This window comes from Vibrio sp. 10N.261.51.A4, assembly GCF_041471945.1.
In the GTDB taxonomy this organism is placed as follows: Bacteria; Pseudomonadota; Gammaproteobacteria; order Enterobacterales; family Vibrionaceae; genus Vibrio; species Vibrio crassostreae_C.
In genome coordinates this window covers 26899-42254 of sequence record NZ_JBFRPJ010000033.1, presented here as the reverse complement: position 1 = coordinate 42254, position 15356 = coordinate 26899, and the positions used below count along the sequence as shown (strand labels likewise).

Below are 15356 nucleotides of genomic sequence, written 5' to 3'. Positions count from 1 at the left end.
TGAACTTACTTTTGCCCCATAACAAGCTAGAGCAGGAATGAGGCTATACTAAAGATTCGTAATTTGACTTACTTTTCTTTATGCCTAGAGTTCTGACTATGTGGCCAAATTTACTAATCCACAACACATATACTTATGAAAATACACGGCCATTAAAAGAGAGTATCAGTAGATACTCTCTTCAGATTGATCTTACCTCTCTGAAGGGTGAGTCCAGTCAAAAGCCTTTAATGGGGCATCAACTGGTGTATGAGATAATGCATTGGTGAAATTTGAAATGAGTTTGCAAGCTAAGCCTGTCAACACTTCAAGTGCATGCCGCTCAGTGTATCCTACCGTTAGAAAGTTCTGCAACTTTTCATCACCTATATGACCACGATTATCTAGTAGCTCTTTAGTAAAGACATGCAACGCTTGTAGTTTGACATCAGGTAACTCATTTCCTTCCCGTAGTGCTTCAATAATGCTTTCTGGCATATTAGCTGATTTCATGATCCACGTATGACCAGGAACGCAATAGTGACAGTTGTTTTCAAAGTTTGAGGTCATCAGAACCACTTGAGCTTCGAGTGGACTGAATAGTGTACTTTGCGTGAATAACTCATAAGTCTTCAAATAAGCTTGATAAGTTGCGGGAGCATCTGCTAGCACTTTATGTAAATTTGGAATTAAACCAAGTGATTTTTTAGATTGCTCCATCATTTGCTTTGAAGCTTCTGGTGCTGTTTCAATATTGTGGTAGTTAAACATAATAATTCTCTCGGTTTATTATTTATTAATGGTGAAAGCGTTACGTAAGGCTTGAGTTAATCGTTCTTCGCTTGCTCTTAGTCGATAGTCTTCAGACTGATCTATCCATTGGATGACACCATGTTCATCAATTAAGACCGATGTTGGGATAGACATTGATTTGTATTCAAATGAAGTAGGAAATGGCAGCCCTAATACTGTTTTTGTTTTAGACGAGTCAGCCCCTAAAGCCTTGTGGTGTTCAACGCCGTATTGTTTAACTACTTTGAGTTCTGGGTCTGACAAAAGAAGAAAATCTAAACTATCTCGTTCGATGTGCATTTTTGCTTGTTCTGCCGTATCTCCCGACAACGCAACGACCTTAACGCCATATCGATCTAGGGTCGGTTTCATATCGTTAAACATTTTTAATTCAGCACTACAGTATGGACACCAAGCACCTCGGTAAAACTTGAGTAGAACGCGTTGATTTTTTATGTCATCAGCCGAATAAATCTCGTTGTCATATGTTGTTGATTCGAATTGTGGGAACTTATCTCCAATTACAACTTTAATATCACCTAGAGGAGTATCTTTTTGACTGAATACCCAAATGAATTTACCACCAAGAAATATGGAAAAGCTGGACATTAAGACAACGAAAACAAAGCTCCAATGCATATTTATAATCCCACTGATAATTGCACCTAGCCCCAAAAGGACACCTGCCGCAAGTGCTAGCATAAGGATGATAGGATTTTTGGGAGGCTTGTTCTTTTTTACTTTTAGAAAGTAATGCAAACTTCCAATCACCGTTGAGGCAAATCCAAGTAGTGATAGTGCTATAGCTGAAAACATCGTTTGTTCCTCATTGTTTTGTTTAATTGTACCAGTTAGTACATTTGCAATTAATGTACTAACTAGTACAATAGGTGTCAATAAGAATTTTATGTAGTTGTATAGATAAATGGCAAAGAAAAGACAGTTTGACGAGATAGAAGTGCTTGGAGTTATGGCCAAATATTTTTGGCAGCATGGTTATGCGTCGACTAAGGTGGATCAATTATCGACCGTTACAGGATTAACTAAAACCAGTATTTACAACGCGTTTGGCAACAAAGAAACCGTGTTTAAATGTATAGTAGATTTCTATGTTGAGCATCACATGTCTGTGGTACTCAGGAAACTCGACTCAGATAAATTAATATCAGAGAATCTTCAATATTTATTTGATAGTGAGTTCTTAAATCCAGAGAATGATCTACTCACTTACGGCTGCTTAATTACAAACAGTATTGTTGAATTAAAATCAAACGAACCAGCCCTCTATGAGTATGTTATTAAGAAGTTTGAACAAGGTCGTATTGCAACACTGGCATTTTTTACTCAATATGAGAAAACAGAACGACTTATTGATGGTATAGATGCGGAGCATTTGACCGACTATTTCCTTACGTTTCGTCAAGGACTCAAAGTTCAATCAAGAGGGCAAAGACCACATGAATCTCTCGCTCGATCTATACACGTATTCATGCTTGTATTGAGTACATTTGAAAAATAGATTATGCGTAGGCTATTCTCGAGCTTTAGTTTTGTTGTCGAGTTTTAGATGTCTAATGATTATGAATGCAGCACCGTAGCAACACGATTCTAGTTGAGCCAATTAGTTAATCGAGCAGGTAGACTGCTTTATCCTTATCGCAATACTATTGAATGGTGCCTTTAAATGAAAACAATAAAATATAATGGACGTATTGTTTTTCAAAAACAAGATATACCCAGTTTCAAACGTATGCCGCGCGTATTTGTAGACAGTGAAGCGTGTTTTGCGTTTGTCACAAATGGCGATTTTAACGTCAGGGAACAGACAGAATCTGCTTCATTGAACAAAAACTGCGGAATACTGGCAAAATGCACTAACTACTTTTATGAAAACACTAGCTATCATAATGATGAAGGTGCAGGTGAAGCGATTGGTATCCTTCTCTATCCTGAAATATTTCAGTCACTGTTTAACTTTGATATTAGCCAGTCAAAATACAGGGTCGATTATAATATTTTGCAGGTTGAAGTGGACAAATTGCTAGAGCACTATCGTGATAGCATCAGTATATTGCTGGATTCTCCAGAGTTGGCGGATGATTTGCTTATCGAGAGCAAACTACGTGAATTTGTCATTCTTATGGCGAAAAGAACCGGCGCACCTTCTGAACTCGATTTTCTTGCTTCTATGTTTAAACCTAACTTTGCCAAATTTGAAGATATTATCCAAAGTAATCTGTATGCGGATCTGAGTGTGGATGAGTTGGCAGCACTGTGTCATATGAGTGTTTCTACTTTTAAACGTAAGTTTAAAGAGGTGTATTCAGAACCCCCAATAAAATACATTAGCAAATTAAAAATCAACAAAGCTAAAGTGTTACTGAAAGATAATAGCTTACGTATCTCCGACATCGTTTTTGAAACGGGTTTCGAGTCGGTTTCCACGTTTAACCGTGCCTTTAAAGGACAAACAGGCCTATCCCCTTCTCAATTTCGTTTAACTTGACACCACCGCATTTTAACCTTTCTATTCAGGTTGGCTCGTTTGAACTAATGTGAGCAATTTTTGAACTTTTATGGAGAGCTCTGTACCTCCAAATTCCATATAGTTACCCCATCAACTAAACACAGAGAAAGGTAACGAATTATGGGTATCAGCTTTAAAGAAAAATATGGTGATTGGGCACTTATCACAGGGGCAACATCAGGCATTGGCGCAGAAATGGCAAGCCAGATTGCGGCAAAAGGATTGAACGTTGTTTTGGTCGCTCGTCGAGAAAAAGAGCTTGAAGAGCAAGCTACGTTGCTTACGGAACGCTACGGAATTAAAGCAATGACAGTTTCTGCTGACTTAAGTACGTCAGAAGGCGTCGAAAAAGTTAAGCAAATTGACAAAAGTATTGGGCTACTTGTACTAGCCGCTGGTATTGAAGTTAATGGTTCGTTTGCTAAATCATCTCTAGAGCAAGAGTTGAAGATGATACAGCTTAACGTTACCTCTGTATTGCAACTGACTCACCACTTTACACCAGCGATGATCGAAAGAAAAAGAGGCGGTATTTTAATGGTATCAAGTCTTTCTGGTCATATGGTTTCCCCATATTTTTCAAATTATGCAGGTACCAAAGCCTATGTTCTTCAGCTAGGTGCATCTCTTCATGGCGAACTTAAACCCAAAGGTATTGATGTAACGGTTCTTTCTCCTGGGTTAACAACTACACCGATGACTGCTGATAATGGTGTTGACTGGTCAAAACTACCTATGGTTGCAAAAGATCCTGCGGAAGTAGCAGAAATAGCTATCAATGGTTTGGGTAGAAAAGCAGTTGTGGTTCCAGGTAAACGTAATCGAATGACCGCTATTCTTTCTGGGATCATCTCCCACCAAAAGCAGGCAATAATGGGTGAATCAATGATTGGAAAAGCAATGCCCAAGAACAAAATGTAACCCCCAACAGTTTAAAACTTTAGTGAAAGAAAAAGGGAAAAAGCAATGATTAAAGTATACGTAATATACCCAAATAACGATGATGTGATTTTTGATTTTGATTACTACTGCAACAAACATGTTCCTATGATAGGAGAGCTTCTGGGAGACGCACTAAAAGGGGCGACAGTAGATGCAGGGCTAACAAGTGTTGTTCCTGGTGAAGCAGCGGCATATGTGGCGATTAGTACAATTTCATTTGAATCTATAGAGTCATTTCAAACGGCATTTGGCCCAAATGCAGAGAAGATAAAAGCTGATGTACCGAACTTCACTAATACCGTTCCAACAATTCAGCTTTGTGAGCAAAAAATATAGAACCGCAACTCTCTACGGTGAAAATGAGCAGGATACCGAATAATAAACAATTTGGATTCAGCTTAGTGTTATTTAATGAAATAAAATTGAAGCTAAACGCTTGATAAAAAAGAGTTAAATATGAATAAGAAAATCAAATTGGATATAGTGTCAGATGTGATTTGTCCTTGGTGTATTATCGGTTATAAGCGTTTAAATACCGCGATAAAAGAGCTTGGGATAGAAGATCGCATTGAGATTGAGTGGCAACCTTTTCAGTTAAATCCAGATATGCCGCTTGAAGGTGAAGACCTACGTGCCCACCTTAAAAGGAAGTACGGTACTACATTAGAAGATAGCATTCGTTTCAGAAAAGAGATGACAGAGCTTGGAGAAGACGTTGGGTTTAAATTCGACTACTTTGACGGGCTAAAAGCTGTAAATACCCTTGATGCTCATATTCTTCTGGAGCATGCAAAAAGTGTAGGCAAGCAAACCGAGCTTAAAAACCGGTTATTTGCTTCGTTTTATAGCGAGCAAAAAGATATATCCAGCAAGAGTACCCTCGAGCAAGAGTTGCAAAGTCTTGGTATTAATGTTGACGAAGCAATGCAATGCCTAGATGACGATAATATGCGAAGTCATGTCCAGTCGCTGGAACAGAAATGGAAACAAGCGGGTATATCAGGTGTTCCAACAGTTGTATTCAATCGCGAGAGCGCTATTTCTGGAGCCCAATCAGTGGATACGTATAAGCAAGTATTAACTGAATTAGCTAAAATGTAATTCCTGCATCCCTCTAAAACGGACTTTTGCAATATTTTGGCGGTCTAAAAAAGGCAACGGTCTATATGAAACATAGAGAGCTTGAAGTCTACCTTCATCATCATATACCAGTATCAAAGTCTCTCGGTATCGGTGTGAATACTTGTAGCAGCAAAAATATCGAGATTACTGCACCATTGAGAATGAATACAAACCACATGAATACGGTGTTTGGCGGCAGCTTGTCTGTTGTTGGTATTTTGGCAGGTTGGTCTTTAGTTTATGCCCAGCTGGAGGGTAAAAAACATCAAATTGTTATTCAAAAAAATAGCATTCGATACTTGAAACCCGCCAGCAAAGATGTAACAGCAGTATGTAAATATGACAACCTTACGGCGTGGTCTCGGTTTCATCGTGCGTTTCAACGCAAGGGAAAAGGTCGTGTTCAAATAGCCTGCAATCTATTTTGTGCGGATGAGTTGGTTGCTACTTTTGAGGGAGTATACGTCGTTTTTAATAAAGAGTTATAAGGTCAAAATGCAATGAAGGCTACAAAGTACTTGAATAAATTGAGCTTAGACATGGTTGACTTGGTTTGTTATCAAAAAGAAGTATAAGATAAAAAACTTAGCACAAGGTAAAGCTTCGTGATCTTGCCCTGTACTCTTCGGCTACCGTTCACCGCTCGTTTTGTAGATAAAGAGGGTGAAACTAATTATAGATCTTTGATAATTTCGGATACTTTTTCTAATCAATATTAGTCGACGTAGACAGAGTACTCTAAATGATTTCTGTCCAAAAATCTGTTTCAGCAGGAGTAGTGCTTACCCCTAAAAGTTTCAATCTTTAATGTTAAAGTTGCGAACTTTATTGTCTGAGTTTCGATCTTAGTTGTCCACCGACATTTAGGTGAAGGCGCTCAGGGCTGGTGGCTCATACCTGGAGTGGATGTCGAGCGTTGATTCGATGGCAGGCTGTGAGTCTTAAACTCTCTCTGTTGGCCAAGACTCACTTTATTTCTTCCACCAGCATGAATCACGGCTACGTAATAGAGTTTATTTTCGCACGAAACGGGGAGCACTTGAGAGATTAGATAGCCATTCAGAGCTCCTGAATCTTACCTCGATAACACTCGATATCATCCATATCTTCGATACAAATGGCCGCAAATCTGTCCAGATTCAGGTGGGTATAAAGTTCAGTGTCCTTTGTGATTGGGTGCATGACGAAGACCTTTGCCCCAAGAGGTACGATCAATTCACTGTTGTAGATAGTATGATATACCCCTTTTTTTGTTTCTATCGTATATATTTTTCGTTCGAAGGAATCTAACGCTGGTGAAAATTTTTGAGCGTACAATCGTTCGTCTGTGTTCGATTTACTGCTTTGATTAATCAAGGTGTCAACTTGTTCAATGTATTTGTCACTGATATCAGACAGTCCTTTACCCATCCACTTGATACCTCCTAAGAAAGAACAAAAGACGATGATGGCTAGTAGAGCTGGAAGGTATAGGTTTACAGCGAGTTTTTTGTTAACAAATTGGTTCTTCATAGAGTAAATCCTAATAGACTTTTTTCGATGTTCAAAAAGCAACAATGCAACGAGAAGAGAATTTTTTACAAGTACAAAGCTATATCTTATCGTTGCCAATCTTTTATACATTACCGGACAATTACTATTAGCAATTAGTGACCCAAATTAGGAATATTAATTACCGAATGCAGTCACTTTGATGTGTATAAAAGATCTACATTCAGAAAGGGGGGCTCACCGTCTAAGACGGACATTGGCTCAATACGTATTTGCTGGTGGACGCCCCCATCCGTCATCACGACAACGAAATAGAATGCTCTTTGATGCAATACGAAGCCGTGGTCAGGCTTTCATTCTCCATTTCAAAATACCAATCACAATAGTTCTCCTGCTGATCTTGGCTCGCTTCGTCGAGCATTACTTTTAGCTCATCGCAGTTCATCGACGGACGTTCAAGCTGCTCTTCAACAAAGAGGTCCGGGCAAGAATGGATGATGCGCTGTTTCACGTAATCGAATATGTAACCCAAAGCGTCGGCGTAATTGTTGGAGATGTACGGTTCCAGATCGTTGCTCGATACGCCATCAGACTTGCTTCCGTGATGGTAGTTCGATGAATACACGGTAATGGTTTGGCTCATGCTCTTCTCCCTGTTTTTGAATGACGGTTTATGTACCTGAACTTTTATTCTATGGCTGCACACTATTTTTCCCCCCTTTCGATCAATGTGTGTAGGGCATATATCACTCCAAACCCCAAATGGGGGGCGAGGGAAGTAAGGGGGTGGATACTGGAGATATCTAACGAACAGAGTGAGATATTTAATGCAAACATTTAAAGCGGAACTGCATTCGGCATTCACATCAAAGACCGTTGAATTTAAAACGGACAAAACAGGTCTAGCTCTAGTGAGGCTTGCTAAAAAAGAGCTCAATTGTACTGGCTATAAGCTTCAACTTGTTGTTCATTCCGGTGACTTCAAGCAATGGGTGGCACCTGATTTCAGTATGACGTTAACCCCCATTCATTGATTTGGTGGTCAAGGTCGCGTCGCGTTAATACAGAGCGCATCCAGAATATAAGGGCTTTACGATGAGCAAGAAAGAGTGGGCTATCTTCAAGACGTGCCGGAAGCGTGATCAAGGTATTCGCGGTTCAGGTAAACCTGAGTTTGTGAATGTCATTGAAAGAGATTTGGGTATCCATGTCAGTCGTGATGCGGCGGTGCGTGCCTTGGTTGTCAACTACTACCCGGAACTCAACGACTCGGATATCGAGCACATTAAGAGGGTATCAAAAGAATTTCTAAGAGGGACAATGGGGCATTACAAGATCATGACCTGTTAGATTGATGTCATTGATTGTCACTGAGGTGATACTGTCTGTGTGAGATGGCACTGCGCTCTCTAAACTCGGCATGCTAACAACGCTCACTCCCCCCAACTCCCCCTGTAAATGCCTCTGAAACCCTAAATTGCTGGCCATCGTCTCGTTCTGGGGGGAAGGCATATTTCATTACGCATAATGAACCTGTCCTCAACCAATAACAGGTTCATATCATGTCAATTAATACAGCAACGAATACAGAAGAAAACACAGCAACGATTTATGAAGTCCTTGATAAAGCCAATCAGTTCACAGGCTTCGGCGTAAGACTGAACGGTCATGCGGCAGATGTGTTCGGTATTGATACCGATGAAAGCTTTGGCCATTCAGAAGAGGCTCATGACTTTGCAGAGCAATGCAAATATGAAGCGGGAGCAACCATTGTTTGGGCCTGCAACAAACCGTGGTGGGCATAGTATGAGTATTCAAGCGAGTCCAGAAATGGCGAAAATGATCTGCGTTAATCCTGACCACATGGAGGGGGTCACGGTGACTGACCTTCCTAATGACAAATTGGCCGTCATAGAGCAAGTAACAATTCCGTCGTTTTGCTATGACAACAGCGCTCTGGCTTTGAATTTACTGAATGCAGACTGTGTGGTTTACGGGGTTGCGATGGTGAATTGTGGCGGCACTTGGCTACCGATAGAACACTGCTGGCTCAAACTGGCTGATGGCGACTATGTAGACCCTACCTATCAAGTATTGGCTAAACTTAACGAGCGAAAGTATGAAGTTATCTATTACAAACTCTTTGAAATAACATCAGATTTGATGAGTGAAATGAAACAGGCTTATGGTGAACTGAGTCGCTTTGTTGGCGTAGAGATGATGTGGTTCCGACGCTCGACGGCGTATCGACAATATTTTCTAGGTTGATTGTTGGTGACAGGGCTTTTTAGAGTGAATTATTATGCAACTATATTCATTCATTTGATTGTCATTCAGAGGATTTGGGGGTATAACCCCGTGTATTTTTTAACCAATTCGGTGTGTAAGAAATCCAATTGCATAAACTGTGCATATTTTGACCTGCTATTTCCGCTTGATTACGTTCCCTCACTGTCTTTCCATGACAACACCGTTTCTTTGCATTGCTTCAAGTGAAGTTGTCATACCTTTCCTCTATCATCTGAATAGTATTCGCGCTCGTGTTCCCAATGTGGCTTAGGTTTAAGCGTTCTGTGTTTGGTTTGTGGTACTGAGAGCGGCTGTTGGGTCATACGGGAATGGATGTGCTGGTCTTTCAAAGTACCTATGAAATTCGTCCATGATAACGATGGGCTTTCCCGCACGTTTGTTCTTAAAGAAGGCACCTCGGGGGAGTTGGTCATTTGGGTGGAGTTTGTGCTGCCACTCTTTAAACGCTGCCGTTTTTAATCGATACGCTTTGTCTTGTTCGGCTTTTGCAATGATATGTTTTAGTTGTGCCGCAGTTGGGCTTGTTTGTGTATGTAACATGGCAAGTTCCTTATCGCTAGTTCGTTAGTGAGTCGTCCAGCAATGACAATGGCCAAGCATACGACTCGATTTGTTGGACGGCGACTTCAATGTTGTTATGCAGCTCTTCTAAACCCATCGATTTCGCACAGCGCTCTTTGGTGACAAGGAAATCTTCTAGTTTGGCCGCTGCTAAGGATTGTTCGAGGTTATCTCTGGTAACCTGTTTGCCATGATTTAAGCAATTCTCTCGATACTCGGCCACCAGCACGATATCAGCTGGGTGAGAGGTGATCCAATTTTCAATGACTGACATTTCAAGGTGGGTTTTACTCGCCATGAGTTGACCTAATTGACCGAATGATACGAGGATTATCGTTACAGAGAACGCGAGCACTGATTTTAGGGTAAAGCTCGTAATTTTCTTTAGCATTGTGATGTCTCCAATTTCTGACGATATCCATTTATAACAAGAAGGGCTCGGTGAAATTTCAATTAGCCGCAGAGATTCCTGCCTTTATTTGCAGTAAAGTTCGGTGACTTGTGCATCCTCGATGTCCTCCCAGGATCTTGAAACGGGTTTGGGCTCGGATAGGATATCGTAGGTGCCATCGTAACGTTGCTTGGCGGCGTAACCGATGTAGGGCTCACCGATACGTGGTTTGCTATGTGATTCACTGTATGGATTGACTGGCTTGTAAGGTCGGCTGTTGAATGGCATACCCAAAATATCTCCGTCTTGATCGATGAGTCCGAGAAATTGATTGTTATCGTAGTGGACAGATACCACTGAAACGGCCATTAAGCTTGTCGAGATTTTGATTTCGCATTGAAGCTGTGTTGCCATGTGAACTCCGTATGTCCGTGATGGTGTTACATTGTTTTGGCTTTCGGTGACTAGCGACCAACTAGGCCGCTAGTTCATGGGTACTGGAGACGACGGTATTAAGCGGCTATTGGTAAAGCGTAGTTCATCGGTATGTGCTTGATATTGGCCGAAACCAATGCTTTTGCCACGGGAGGACAAACAGAATTACCACAGCGTGCGACCTGTTTGGCTTTGCTGATTTTCTTTCCATTTTGGTCAAATTGAAATTGATAGTCTTTTGGAAAGCCTTGAGCCAAGAAGAGTTCATGGGGCTCTAGCATTCTCATACCGATATCGATCACTCGATAGATAGCACCGTGCATCTTAACCATCACTTCGCCCCGCACGACAACGAGCCCAAAGCGCTCTTTGGTGGTTAACGTGTGAACTGGCGTAGTGATGTCAGTGCCGAAATTAGAACCAAAATACTTAATGAGAAAGCTGTTGACGATCCCTAAGTGATTGCCACCAGCGCTCACTGTATGAGCCGGTTCACTCACTGTATGCCCAAGATTGGTGCCTCTCATCTTAATAACGTGACTGGTAGTAACTGTGTCCACGTCTTGACCAAACAGGCGTTCATATTCAGCGCGTGTCCCTCCCCATCTTTCAGTAGATTGAATCCATTCTTCATAGGTGGGAATAATCGATTTTTCGACGTTCGCTGTCACTAATGCGTTGTGGTCGACGCCTGTGATCGTCGCTAACGGATCATTGATATCGGCACCAGAACATCCTGAAAAAAGTTTGGCCATGAACGCTAACAACTCTTGGTTGTTGTCCTTGACCGATGGCGAGTCATTATTTTGCTCATTGGGGAATGCTTGCTCTAAATCTGCTGACACAACAGCAAAATGCCCCCCTTTCACCTGAGCGCAAATGGTTCTTAACGGCTCATCGATTGGCATATTGCGTTGACTGCTCGCATTGGCGTGTTCGGTAATGAATGGTCGTTGGTTTTTGTGCTCGACGATATAAGGCGCATCAGAATCAAAAACGAATTTTTGTAACCCCTTGGCGATACGAGCCATGGTTTTCTCTACCAATGGCTTTTTACGATTGAATATGGATTTTACAGGGATAGTCCAATCAATCACGTCGGCAGCAACCTTTTGTGGGGCTAATTGATTATTGATTGCTGGATCACCGTGACTGACTTCTGGCCATTCAATCGGTTGTCCGTCATTTCTCATGACCATAAACAAACGCTTTCTAATCGTTGGTACGCCGTAGTCACTTGCCACTAGTTCACGGAAATCAACATCGTACTGGAGCCCTTTGAACAGTTTGAGCTTCTGCTTAATGTCGTATTGAATCCCACAAGCAAGTACGCATTCTTTCCACGACGGGTCACGAGGGGATAACCCTACCGTCAGCGCTTTGGTGAAATCTCTGAATGTCTCTCCCTTACGATCAGGATCTGGTCGCCAGCCGCCGTGCTCATCTTGTAATAAGGGACCCCAAGTGCTGAATTCTTTAACGTTCTCAAGAAAATTAACGCGAATTGGGACCCGTAGCGCCCACTTGATGACAACCCAAGCTAACCCACGTATTGCTTGCTTGACGGGCGTACCTCCTTTCGCAATCGAGAAATGGGTGCAATCGGGTGACCACCAAGCCAATCCGATAGAATCACCTCCACTGCGAAGTAAGGCTTCTTCAGGGTCAACATCCCAGATGTTTTCACAGTAATGCTGCGCGTTGGGATGGTTCATTTTGTGCATGTTGATCGCGTCCAAATTGTGATTAATCGCGATGTCGACTGAGCACTCTAACGCTTGTTCGATACCGGTACTGGCACCTCCGCCTCCCGCAAATGAATCAAGTACCACTTCTCCCTTTAATAACCCAAAGGCTTTACCCATACTTTTTGTTATCTGGTTGTTGTTCATTAGGGTTCCCATGGTTGACCTCCTAGTTGGACATTATTATTCGGCTGATATTGAGCACAGTCAGCTGCTGAATGAATAATTTAGCTCGCCATAGTGAGCTATCCCCCCATTTCTTTGTTCGCTGGGGATTGGATAATGGCTTGTGCGATTTTAGGGGGGAGGTGAGGGTCATAGTTCAGTATCTGCACTACTCAGTGTGGTGTACTCATTCTTAAAGCCGTACTGTCAACTGGCTATGGCCGTAGGCGGTTTTGCGGGAGGCAAGAGGTAGGGGTCACATTGCAAATCCTGAACGCAGCCCTGAGTTCTAATCGATCGTGAAAAAGCGATATTTATAGTGGGAACGCATGTGCGGGTAGTGCGACCCCACTATAAATAAATCAATCGCTGTGCTCACAACGCCGTATGTCAAAATACTTCAACACTGCCACTCTTTACTAGACGATGAACGTCAGTTCGGTTTCAGTGATTTTCACTTTAAGATTCTTCCAAGAGTTGTCAGCTAAGGTCTTCTCAATCGTGCCTAAAGGGAGGTGTTCGCCAAAATCGTCGCCACCTGCGATGTCCCTTGAATTATCCCACCACTCATCATCATCCAACTTAGGATCACACCCGTTGGCATATTGAATGTTGTTCTCAAAGTCATTGTTTTTTTGACTGCCAACGGTTTGACCAATGTACAAGCCTTGGTCTTTGGCAAGGAAAAACTGGGTTTTATTGTGCTTCTTACAGAATTGGACAAGTTCTTCCACTTGCTGACGAGTAAAGATTGCGATTCCCATAATGAGTCCCTTTTTTTGTGGATGTCCTATCAAACTACGCGAGCAAATTGGGGGGAGCAAATCAGCACCAGGCGGAAACGGGGGGAGAAATGAACCGAGCAGAAATTATGTGGGGAAACAGTTGGCACCATAAATAGCCTTATTCATTCGTATTGCCATTAAATCAACTTCGTTAATTATCTCTCCCCCGTTTCATTCACTATCCATTGTCATGATTGCCCTGCCAGCCAGTTCGGGGGGAGTGGCATTCAGCTCTCCCTATGATGGGCCATACCTTATGTACCCACATCACTTGGAGATTGACGATGATTAACTCTATCCAAACCGATATCCAAAAGTTCGCTGAAACAAGCAGCATGGAACTCTATCTCTCACTGGCATTATCGACTAGCCATCTTACGAAAGATGACTCCGAACGCTTGAGCGTTTTGGTTCAACAACACAGTAACACCCACACACACGTTCTAGAGCGAGAGTATGGCTACTTTATTAAGCTGCAAGCCGCTGACCCCGATGACTCAATGAGCAGTGAAGGTCTAACCCTCAATACGATGGATGGTATGAGTGACACATTTAATCAAATCATGGCTTGGGCAACGTCCAACCACATCGGCTTAATTGAATTCGACCGAGACGCCAATCAAATCCCTTTGTTTGAGACTTTCGATTGGTAACTGCGGGTACGTTTAACCGCTTGTTCACTGCCAATTCGTTTCATTCCACATCCAGTATCACAACCAACACTAAGGTGATGACCATGACAGACACAATTCAAATGCAAGATATCGACGCGACTCCACAGACCCAAGATCTATTAACGCTCGGTGAGCTTAAGGAATTCATCGACCAGTCATTGGCGAACGGGAGTACAGAGGAATCCATTGTTTACAACACTGGCATTCAAGGTGTTTCAGTGAGGCTCAATGACGCTGGTGGTCTGTGTCTCGACGAATACGGGTATGAGCCCGAATAAAGCCGAGGTGATTTATGAGCATTATTTTGTTTAGCAGCATTAGTCATGGGGTCTTGCGTACCTCATTGTCCAAACAGAGCTACCGAAGTCGTGCAATTTACATGAGCATCGATGGCAAGCCACCTCGGTTTGTCATCAATCACAACGTGTCGTTGGACAACGGTCGTGTCATCCCTATCGATAACCTTGAAGCTGTGAAGCGAATGACTCAACAGTTAGTCGAGACACAAGGGAGGTTCTTCGCGATACATGGCCAGTTCGATGATCCGTTTGCACTGTTAGCGTATATGGATAAGTACCAACTTAGTTTCTCTGAAGATTCCAGACACCTCAAGGTGTCGGTGTCGAGTGAAGGGTTTACCGACATTCGTGGCAACTTAGAGCAGCAGTCTTGTGCATTCAGTTTTCGTTTTTATTGCGATGATGCGCTTGGAGAGTGGCTAGACATGGCGCTGTGCGTTGACCCAAATACGATGAAATATTGGGAGAGAACCGCATGAGTAAGGATCTGAAGAACCAATTGAATAATGTCATTGAAAGTATGCGGTATCAATTTGGGACCCATTCATTTCTCGATATGTTCATCGACTATTGGTGTTTCTTACATACCGAGATGTACCCACCGAGCGAGACGGTTATTGAACAGTTGTCCGTCCCTGATATCCAGAAGGATTGTCAGCTGATGACGCACTTGATATGCAAGTTGGCCATAGAAGAAGGCGAGACGGATGTTCTTGGGGACTTGTTATCCAAATACTCCAGCTTGGCGCACACCAACGATTTTTTCCCAACACCAATCGCGCTGGCAAAGCTCTTAGCTGGCTTGAATCGCGCAGGTATGAATGAAGATAGTGGGGCAATATCGTTATATGAACCTTGTGTGGGTTCTGGGGCTGTCACCCTGTCGTTCATCGAAAATGAATACTTTGATCACCTCGATAAATCGAGCCCTTTGGACCACTTAACGGTGTGTGTCGAAGAGATATCTGAACTGTTATGCAAGGCATTTTTAATTCAATTGCTTTTGAAGTTACAGCATCTTGAGTATGTAGGGGGAAAACCTGCGCTTCCGGCCAGCGTCGTCATTCAGCAGATCGATGTCATTTCAAGAAAACAAAGAAAGGTCTGTTTTAATATGGAATCACCGGAGGGTTAGAAA

The 15356-nt window shown here is 42.3% G+C and carries 23 protein-coding genes; 14 read left to right on the top strand and 9 right to left on the bottom strand.

Annotated elements, in window-relative coordinates; genetic code table 11:
• Positions 1 to 192: 192 nt before the first annotated feature.
• On the bottom strand, positions 193 to 750 hold the full coding sequence (locus AB4384_RS08865) for a carboxymuconolactone decarboxylase family protein (RefSeq protein ID WP_055024802.1): 558 nt from the start codon (positions 748 to 750) through the stop codon (positions 193 to 195).
• Positions 751 to 768: 18 nt separating this feature from the next.
• Positions 769 to 1587 (bottom strand): peroxiredoxin family protein, encoded by an 819-nt coding sequence (locus AB4384_RS08860; protein WP_055024801.1) that lies wholly within the window; start codon positions 1585 to 1587, stop codon positions 769 to 771.
• A 109-nt stretch (positions 1588 to 1696) separates the two neighbouring features.
• On the opposite strand from AB4384_RS08860, the gene AB4384_RS08855 reads away from it, so the two are divergent.
• The 6 genes from AB4384_RS08855 to AB4384_RS08830 all read left to right on the top strand — a co-directional run bounded on the left by AB4384_RS08855 (position 1697) and on the right by AB4384_RS08830 (position 5850).
• The gene (locus AB4384_RS08855; RefSeq protein WP_055024800.1) at positions 1697 to 2290 is read left to right on the top strand and encodes a TetR/AcrR family transcriptional regulator; all 594 of its coding nucleotides are present in this window, start codon (positions 1697 to 1699) and stop codon (positions 2288 to 2290) included.
• Between the two features lie 165 nt (positions 2291 to 2455).
• Entirely contained in the window at positions 2456 to 3277 is an 822-nt protein-coding gene (locus tag AB4384_RS08850) for an AraC family transcriptional regulator (RefSeq protein WP_198589623.1), read from the top strand.
• A 141-nt stretch (positions 3278 to 3418) separates the two neighbouring features.
• A complete protein-coding gene (locus AB4384_RS08845) occupies positions 3419 to 4219 on the top strand; it encodes an SDR family oxidoreductase (protein ID WP_055024799.1) in 801 nt (266 codons plus the stop codon).
• 45 nt (positions 4220 to 4264) lie between these two features.
• Positions 4265 to 4576 carry an EthD family reductase gene (locus tag AB4384_RS08840; protein ID WP_055024798.1) on the top strand — a complete coding sequence of 104 codons (312 nt, stop codon included), beginning with the start codon at positions 4265 to 4267 and terminating at the stop codon, positions 4574 to 4576.
• Positions 4577 to 4696: 120 nt separating this feature from the next.
• Positions 4697 to 5341 (top strand): DsbA family oxidoreductase, encoded by a 645-nt coding sequence (locus tag AB4384_RS08835; RefSeq protein ID WP_055024797.1) that lies wholly within the window; start codon positions 4697 to 4699, stop codon positions 5339 to 5341.
• 65 nt (positions 5342 to 5406) lie between these two features.
• Positions 5407 to 5850, top strand: a complete 444-nt coding sequence (locus AB4384_RS08830) for a YiiD C-terminal domain-containing protein (RefSeq protein WP_082419996.1) — start codon at positions 5407 to 5409, stop codon at positions 5848 to 5850.
• Between the two features lie 571 nt (positions 5851 to 6421).
• Here the strand turns inward: AB4384_RS08830 and AB4384_RS08825 are convergent.
• Both AB4384_RS08825 and AB4384_RS08820 read right to left on the bottom strand, forming a co-directional pair.
• Positions 6422 to 6874, bottom strand: coding sequence for a hypothetical protein (locus tag AB4384_RS08825; protein WP_154723876.1), 453 nt, complete (start codon positions 6872 to 6874; stop codon positions 6422 to 6424).
• A gap of 277 nt (positions 6875 to 7151) precedes the next feature.
• On the bottom strand, positions 7152 to 7496 hold the full coding sequence (locus AB4384_RS08820) for a hypothetical protein (RefSeq protein ID WP_102305694.1): 345 nt from the start codon (positions 7494 to 7496) through the stop codon (positions 7152 to 7154).
• A 184-nt stretch (positions 7497 to 7680) separates the two neighbouring features.
• On the opposite strand from AB4384_RS08820, the gene AB4384_RS08815 reads away from it, so the two are divergent.
• The 4 genes from AB4384_RS08815 (at position 7681) to AB4384_RS08800 (ending at position 9121) form a co-directional block, all read left to right on the top strand.
• A complete protein-coding gene (locus AB4384_RS08815; protein ID WP_081230226.1) occupies positions 7681 to 7887 on the top strand; it encodes a hypothetical protein in 207 nt (68 codons plus the stop codon).
• A 61-nt stretch (positions 7888 to 7948) separates the two neighbouring features.
• Positions 7949 to 8203: a hypothetical protein gene (locus AB4384_RS08810; protein ID WP_102305693.1), complete on the top strand. Its 255-nt coding sequence runs from the start codon at positions 7949 to 7951 to the stop codon at positions 8201 to 8203.
• A 212-nt stretch (positions 8204 to 8415) separates the two neighbouring features.
• Positions 8416 to 8658: a hypothetical protein gene (locus tag AB4384_RS08805; RefSeq protein WP_102305692.1), complete on the top strand. Its 243-nt coding sequence runs from the start codon at positions 8416 to 8418 to the stop codon at positions 8656 to 8658.
• A 1-nt stretch (position 8659) separates the two neighbouring features.
• Complete coding sequence (locus AB4384_RS08800) at positions 8660 to 9121, top strand: hypothetical protein (RefSeq protein ID WP_154723877.1); 462 nt, start codon at positions 8660 to 8662, stop codon at positions 9119 to 9121.
• A gap of 294 nt (positions 9122 to 9415) precedes the next feature.
• On the opposite strand, the gene AB4384_RS08795 is transcribed toward AB4384_RS08800, so the two are convergent.
• The 5 genes from AB4384_RS08795 to AB4384_RS08775 form a co-directional block, all read right to left on the bottom strand.
• Positions 9416 to 9703 carry a hypothetical protein gene (locus tag AB4384_RS08795; protein WP_154723878.1) on the bottom strand — a complete coding sequence of 96 codons (288 nt, stop codon included), beginning with the start codon at positions 9701 to 9703 and terminating at the stop codon, positions 9416 to 9418.
• Positions 9704 to 9719: 16 nt separating this feature from the next.
• Positions 9720 to 10115 (bottom strand): hypothetical protein, encoded by a 396-nt coding sequence (locus tag AB4384_RS08790; protein ID WP_154723879.1) that lies wholly within the window; start codon positions 10113 to 10115, stop codon positions 9720 to 9722.
• Between the two features lie 84 nt (positions 10116 to 10199).
• Complete coding sequence (locus AB4384_RS08785) at positions 10200 to 10529, bottom strand: hypothetical protein (protein WP_372050541.1); 330 nt, start codon at positions 10527 to 10529, stop codon at positions 10200 to 10202.
• A gap of 98 nt (positions 10530 to 10627) precedes the next feature.
• Positions 10628 to 12454 carry a DNA cytosine methyltransferase gene (locus AB4384_RS08780; RefSeq protein WP_372129341.1) on the bottom strand — a complete coding sequence of 609 codons (1827 nt, stop codon included), beginning with the start codon at positions 12452 to 12454 and terminating at the stop codon, positions 10628 to 10630.
• A gap of 425 nt (positions 12455 to 12879) precedes the next feature.
• The gene (locus tag AB4384_RS08775) at positions 12880 to 13224 is read right to left on the bottom strand and encodes a DUF3085 domain-containing protein (protein ID WP_136987140.1); all 345 of its coding nucleotides are present in this window, start codon (positions 13222 to 13224) and stop codon (positions 12880 to 12882) included.
• Positions 13225 to 13529: 305 nt separating this feature from the next.
• Here AB4384_RS08775 and AB4384_RS08770 point away from each other — a divergent pair, with 305 nt between their 5' ends.
• The 4 genes from AB4384_RS08770 (at position 13530) to AB4384_RS08755 (ending at position 15353) form a co-directional block, all read left to right on the top strand.
• On the top strand, positions 13530 to 13898 hold the full coding sequence (locus AB4384_RS08770) for a hypothetical protein (protein ID WP_136987139.1): 369 nt from the start codon (positions 13530 to 13532) through the stop codon (positions 13896 to 13898).
• Positions 13899 to 13981: 83 nt separating this feature from the next.
• Positions 13982 to 14197 (top strand): hypothetical protein, encoded by a 216-nt coding sequence (locus AB4384_RS08765; RefSeq protein ID WP_136987138.1) that lies wholly within the window; start codon positions 13982 to 13984, stop codon positions 14195 to 14197.
• Between the two features lie 14 nt (positions 14198 to 14211).
• Positions 14212 to 14697, top strand: a complete 486-nt coding sequence (locus AB4384_RS08760) for a hypothetical protein (RefSeq protein WP_136987137.1) — start codon at positions 14212 to 14214, stop codon at positions 14695 to 14697.
• Positions 14694 to 15353 carry a hypothetical protein gene (locus AB4384_RS08755; protein ID WP_231903955.1) on the top strand — a complete coding sequence of 220 codons (660 nt, stop codon included), beginning with the start codon at positions 14694 to 14696 and terminating at the stop codon, positions 15351 to 15353. Before AB4384_RS08760 ends, AB4384_RS08755 begins: the two co-directional genes overlap by 4 nt.
• Positions 15354 to 15356 lie beyond the last annotated feature (3 nt).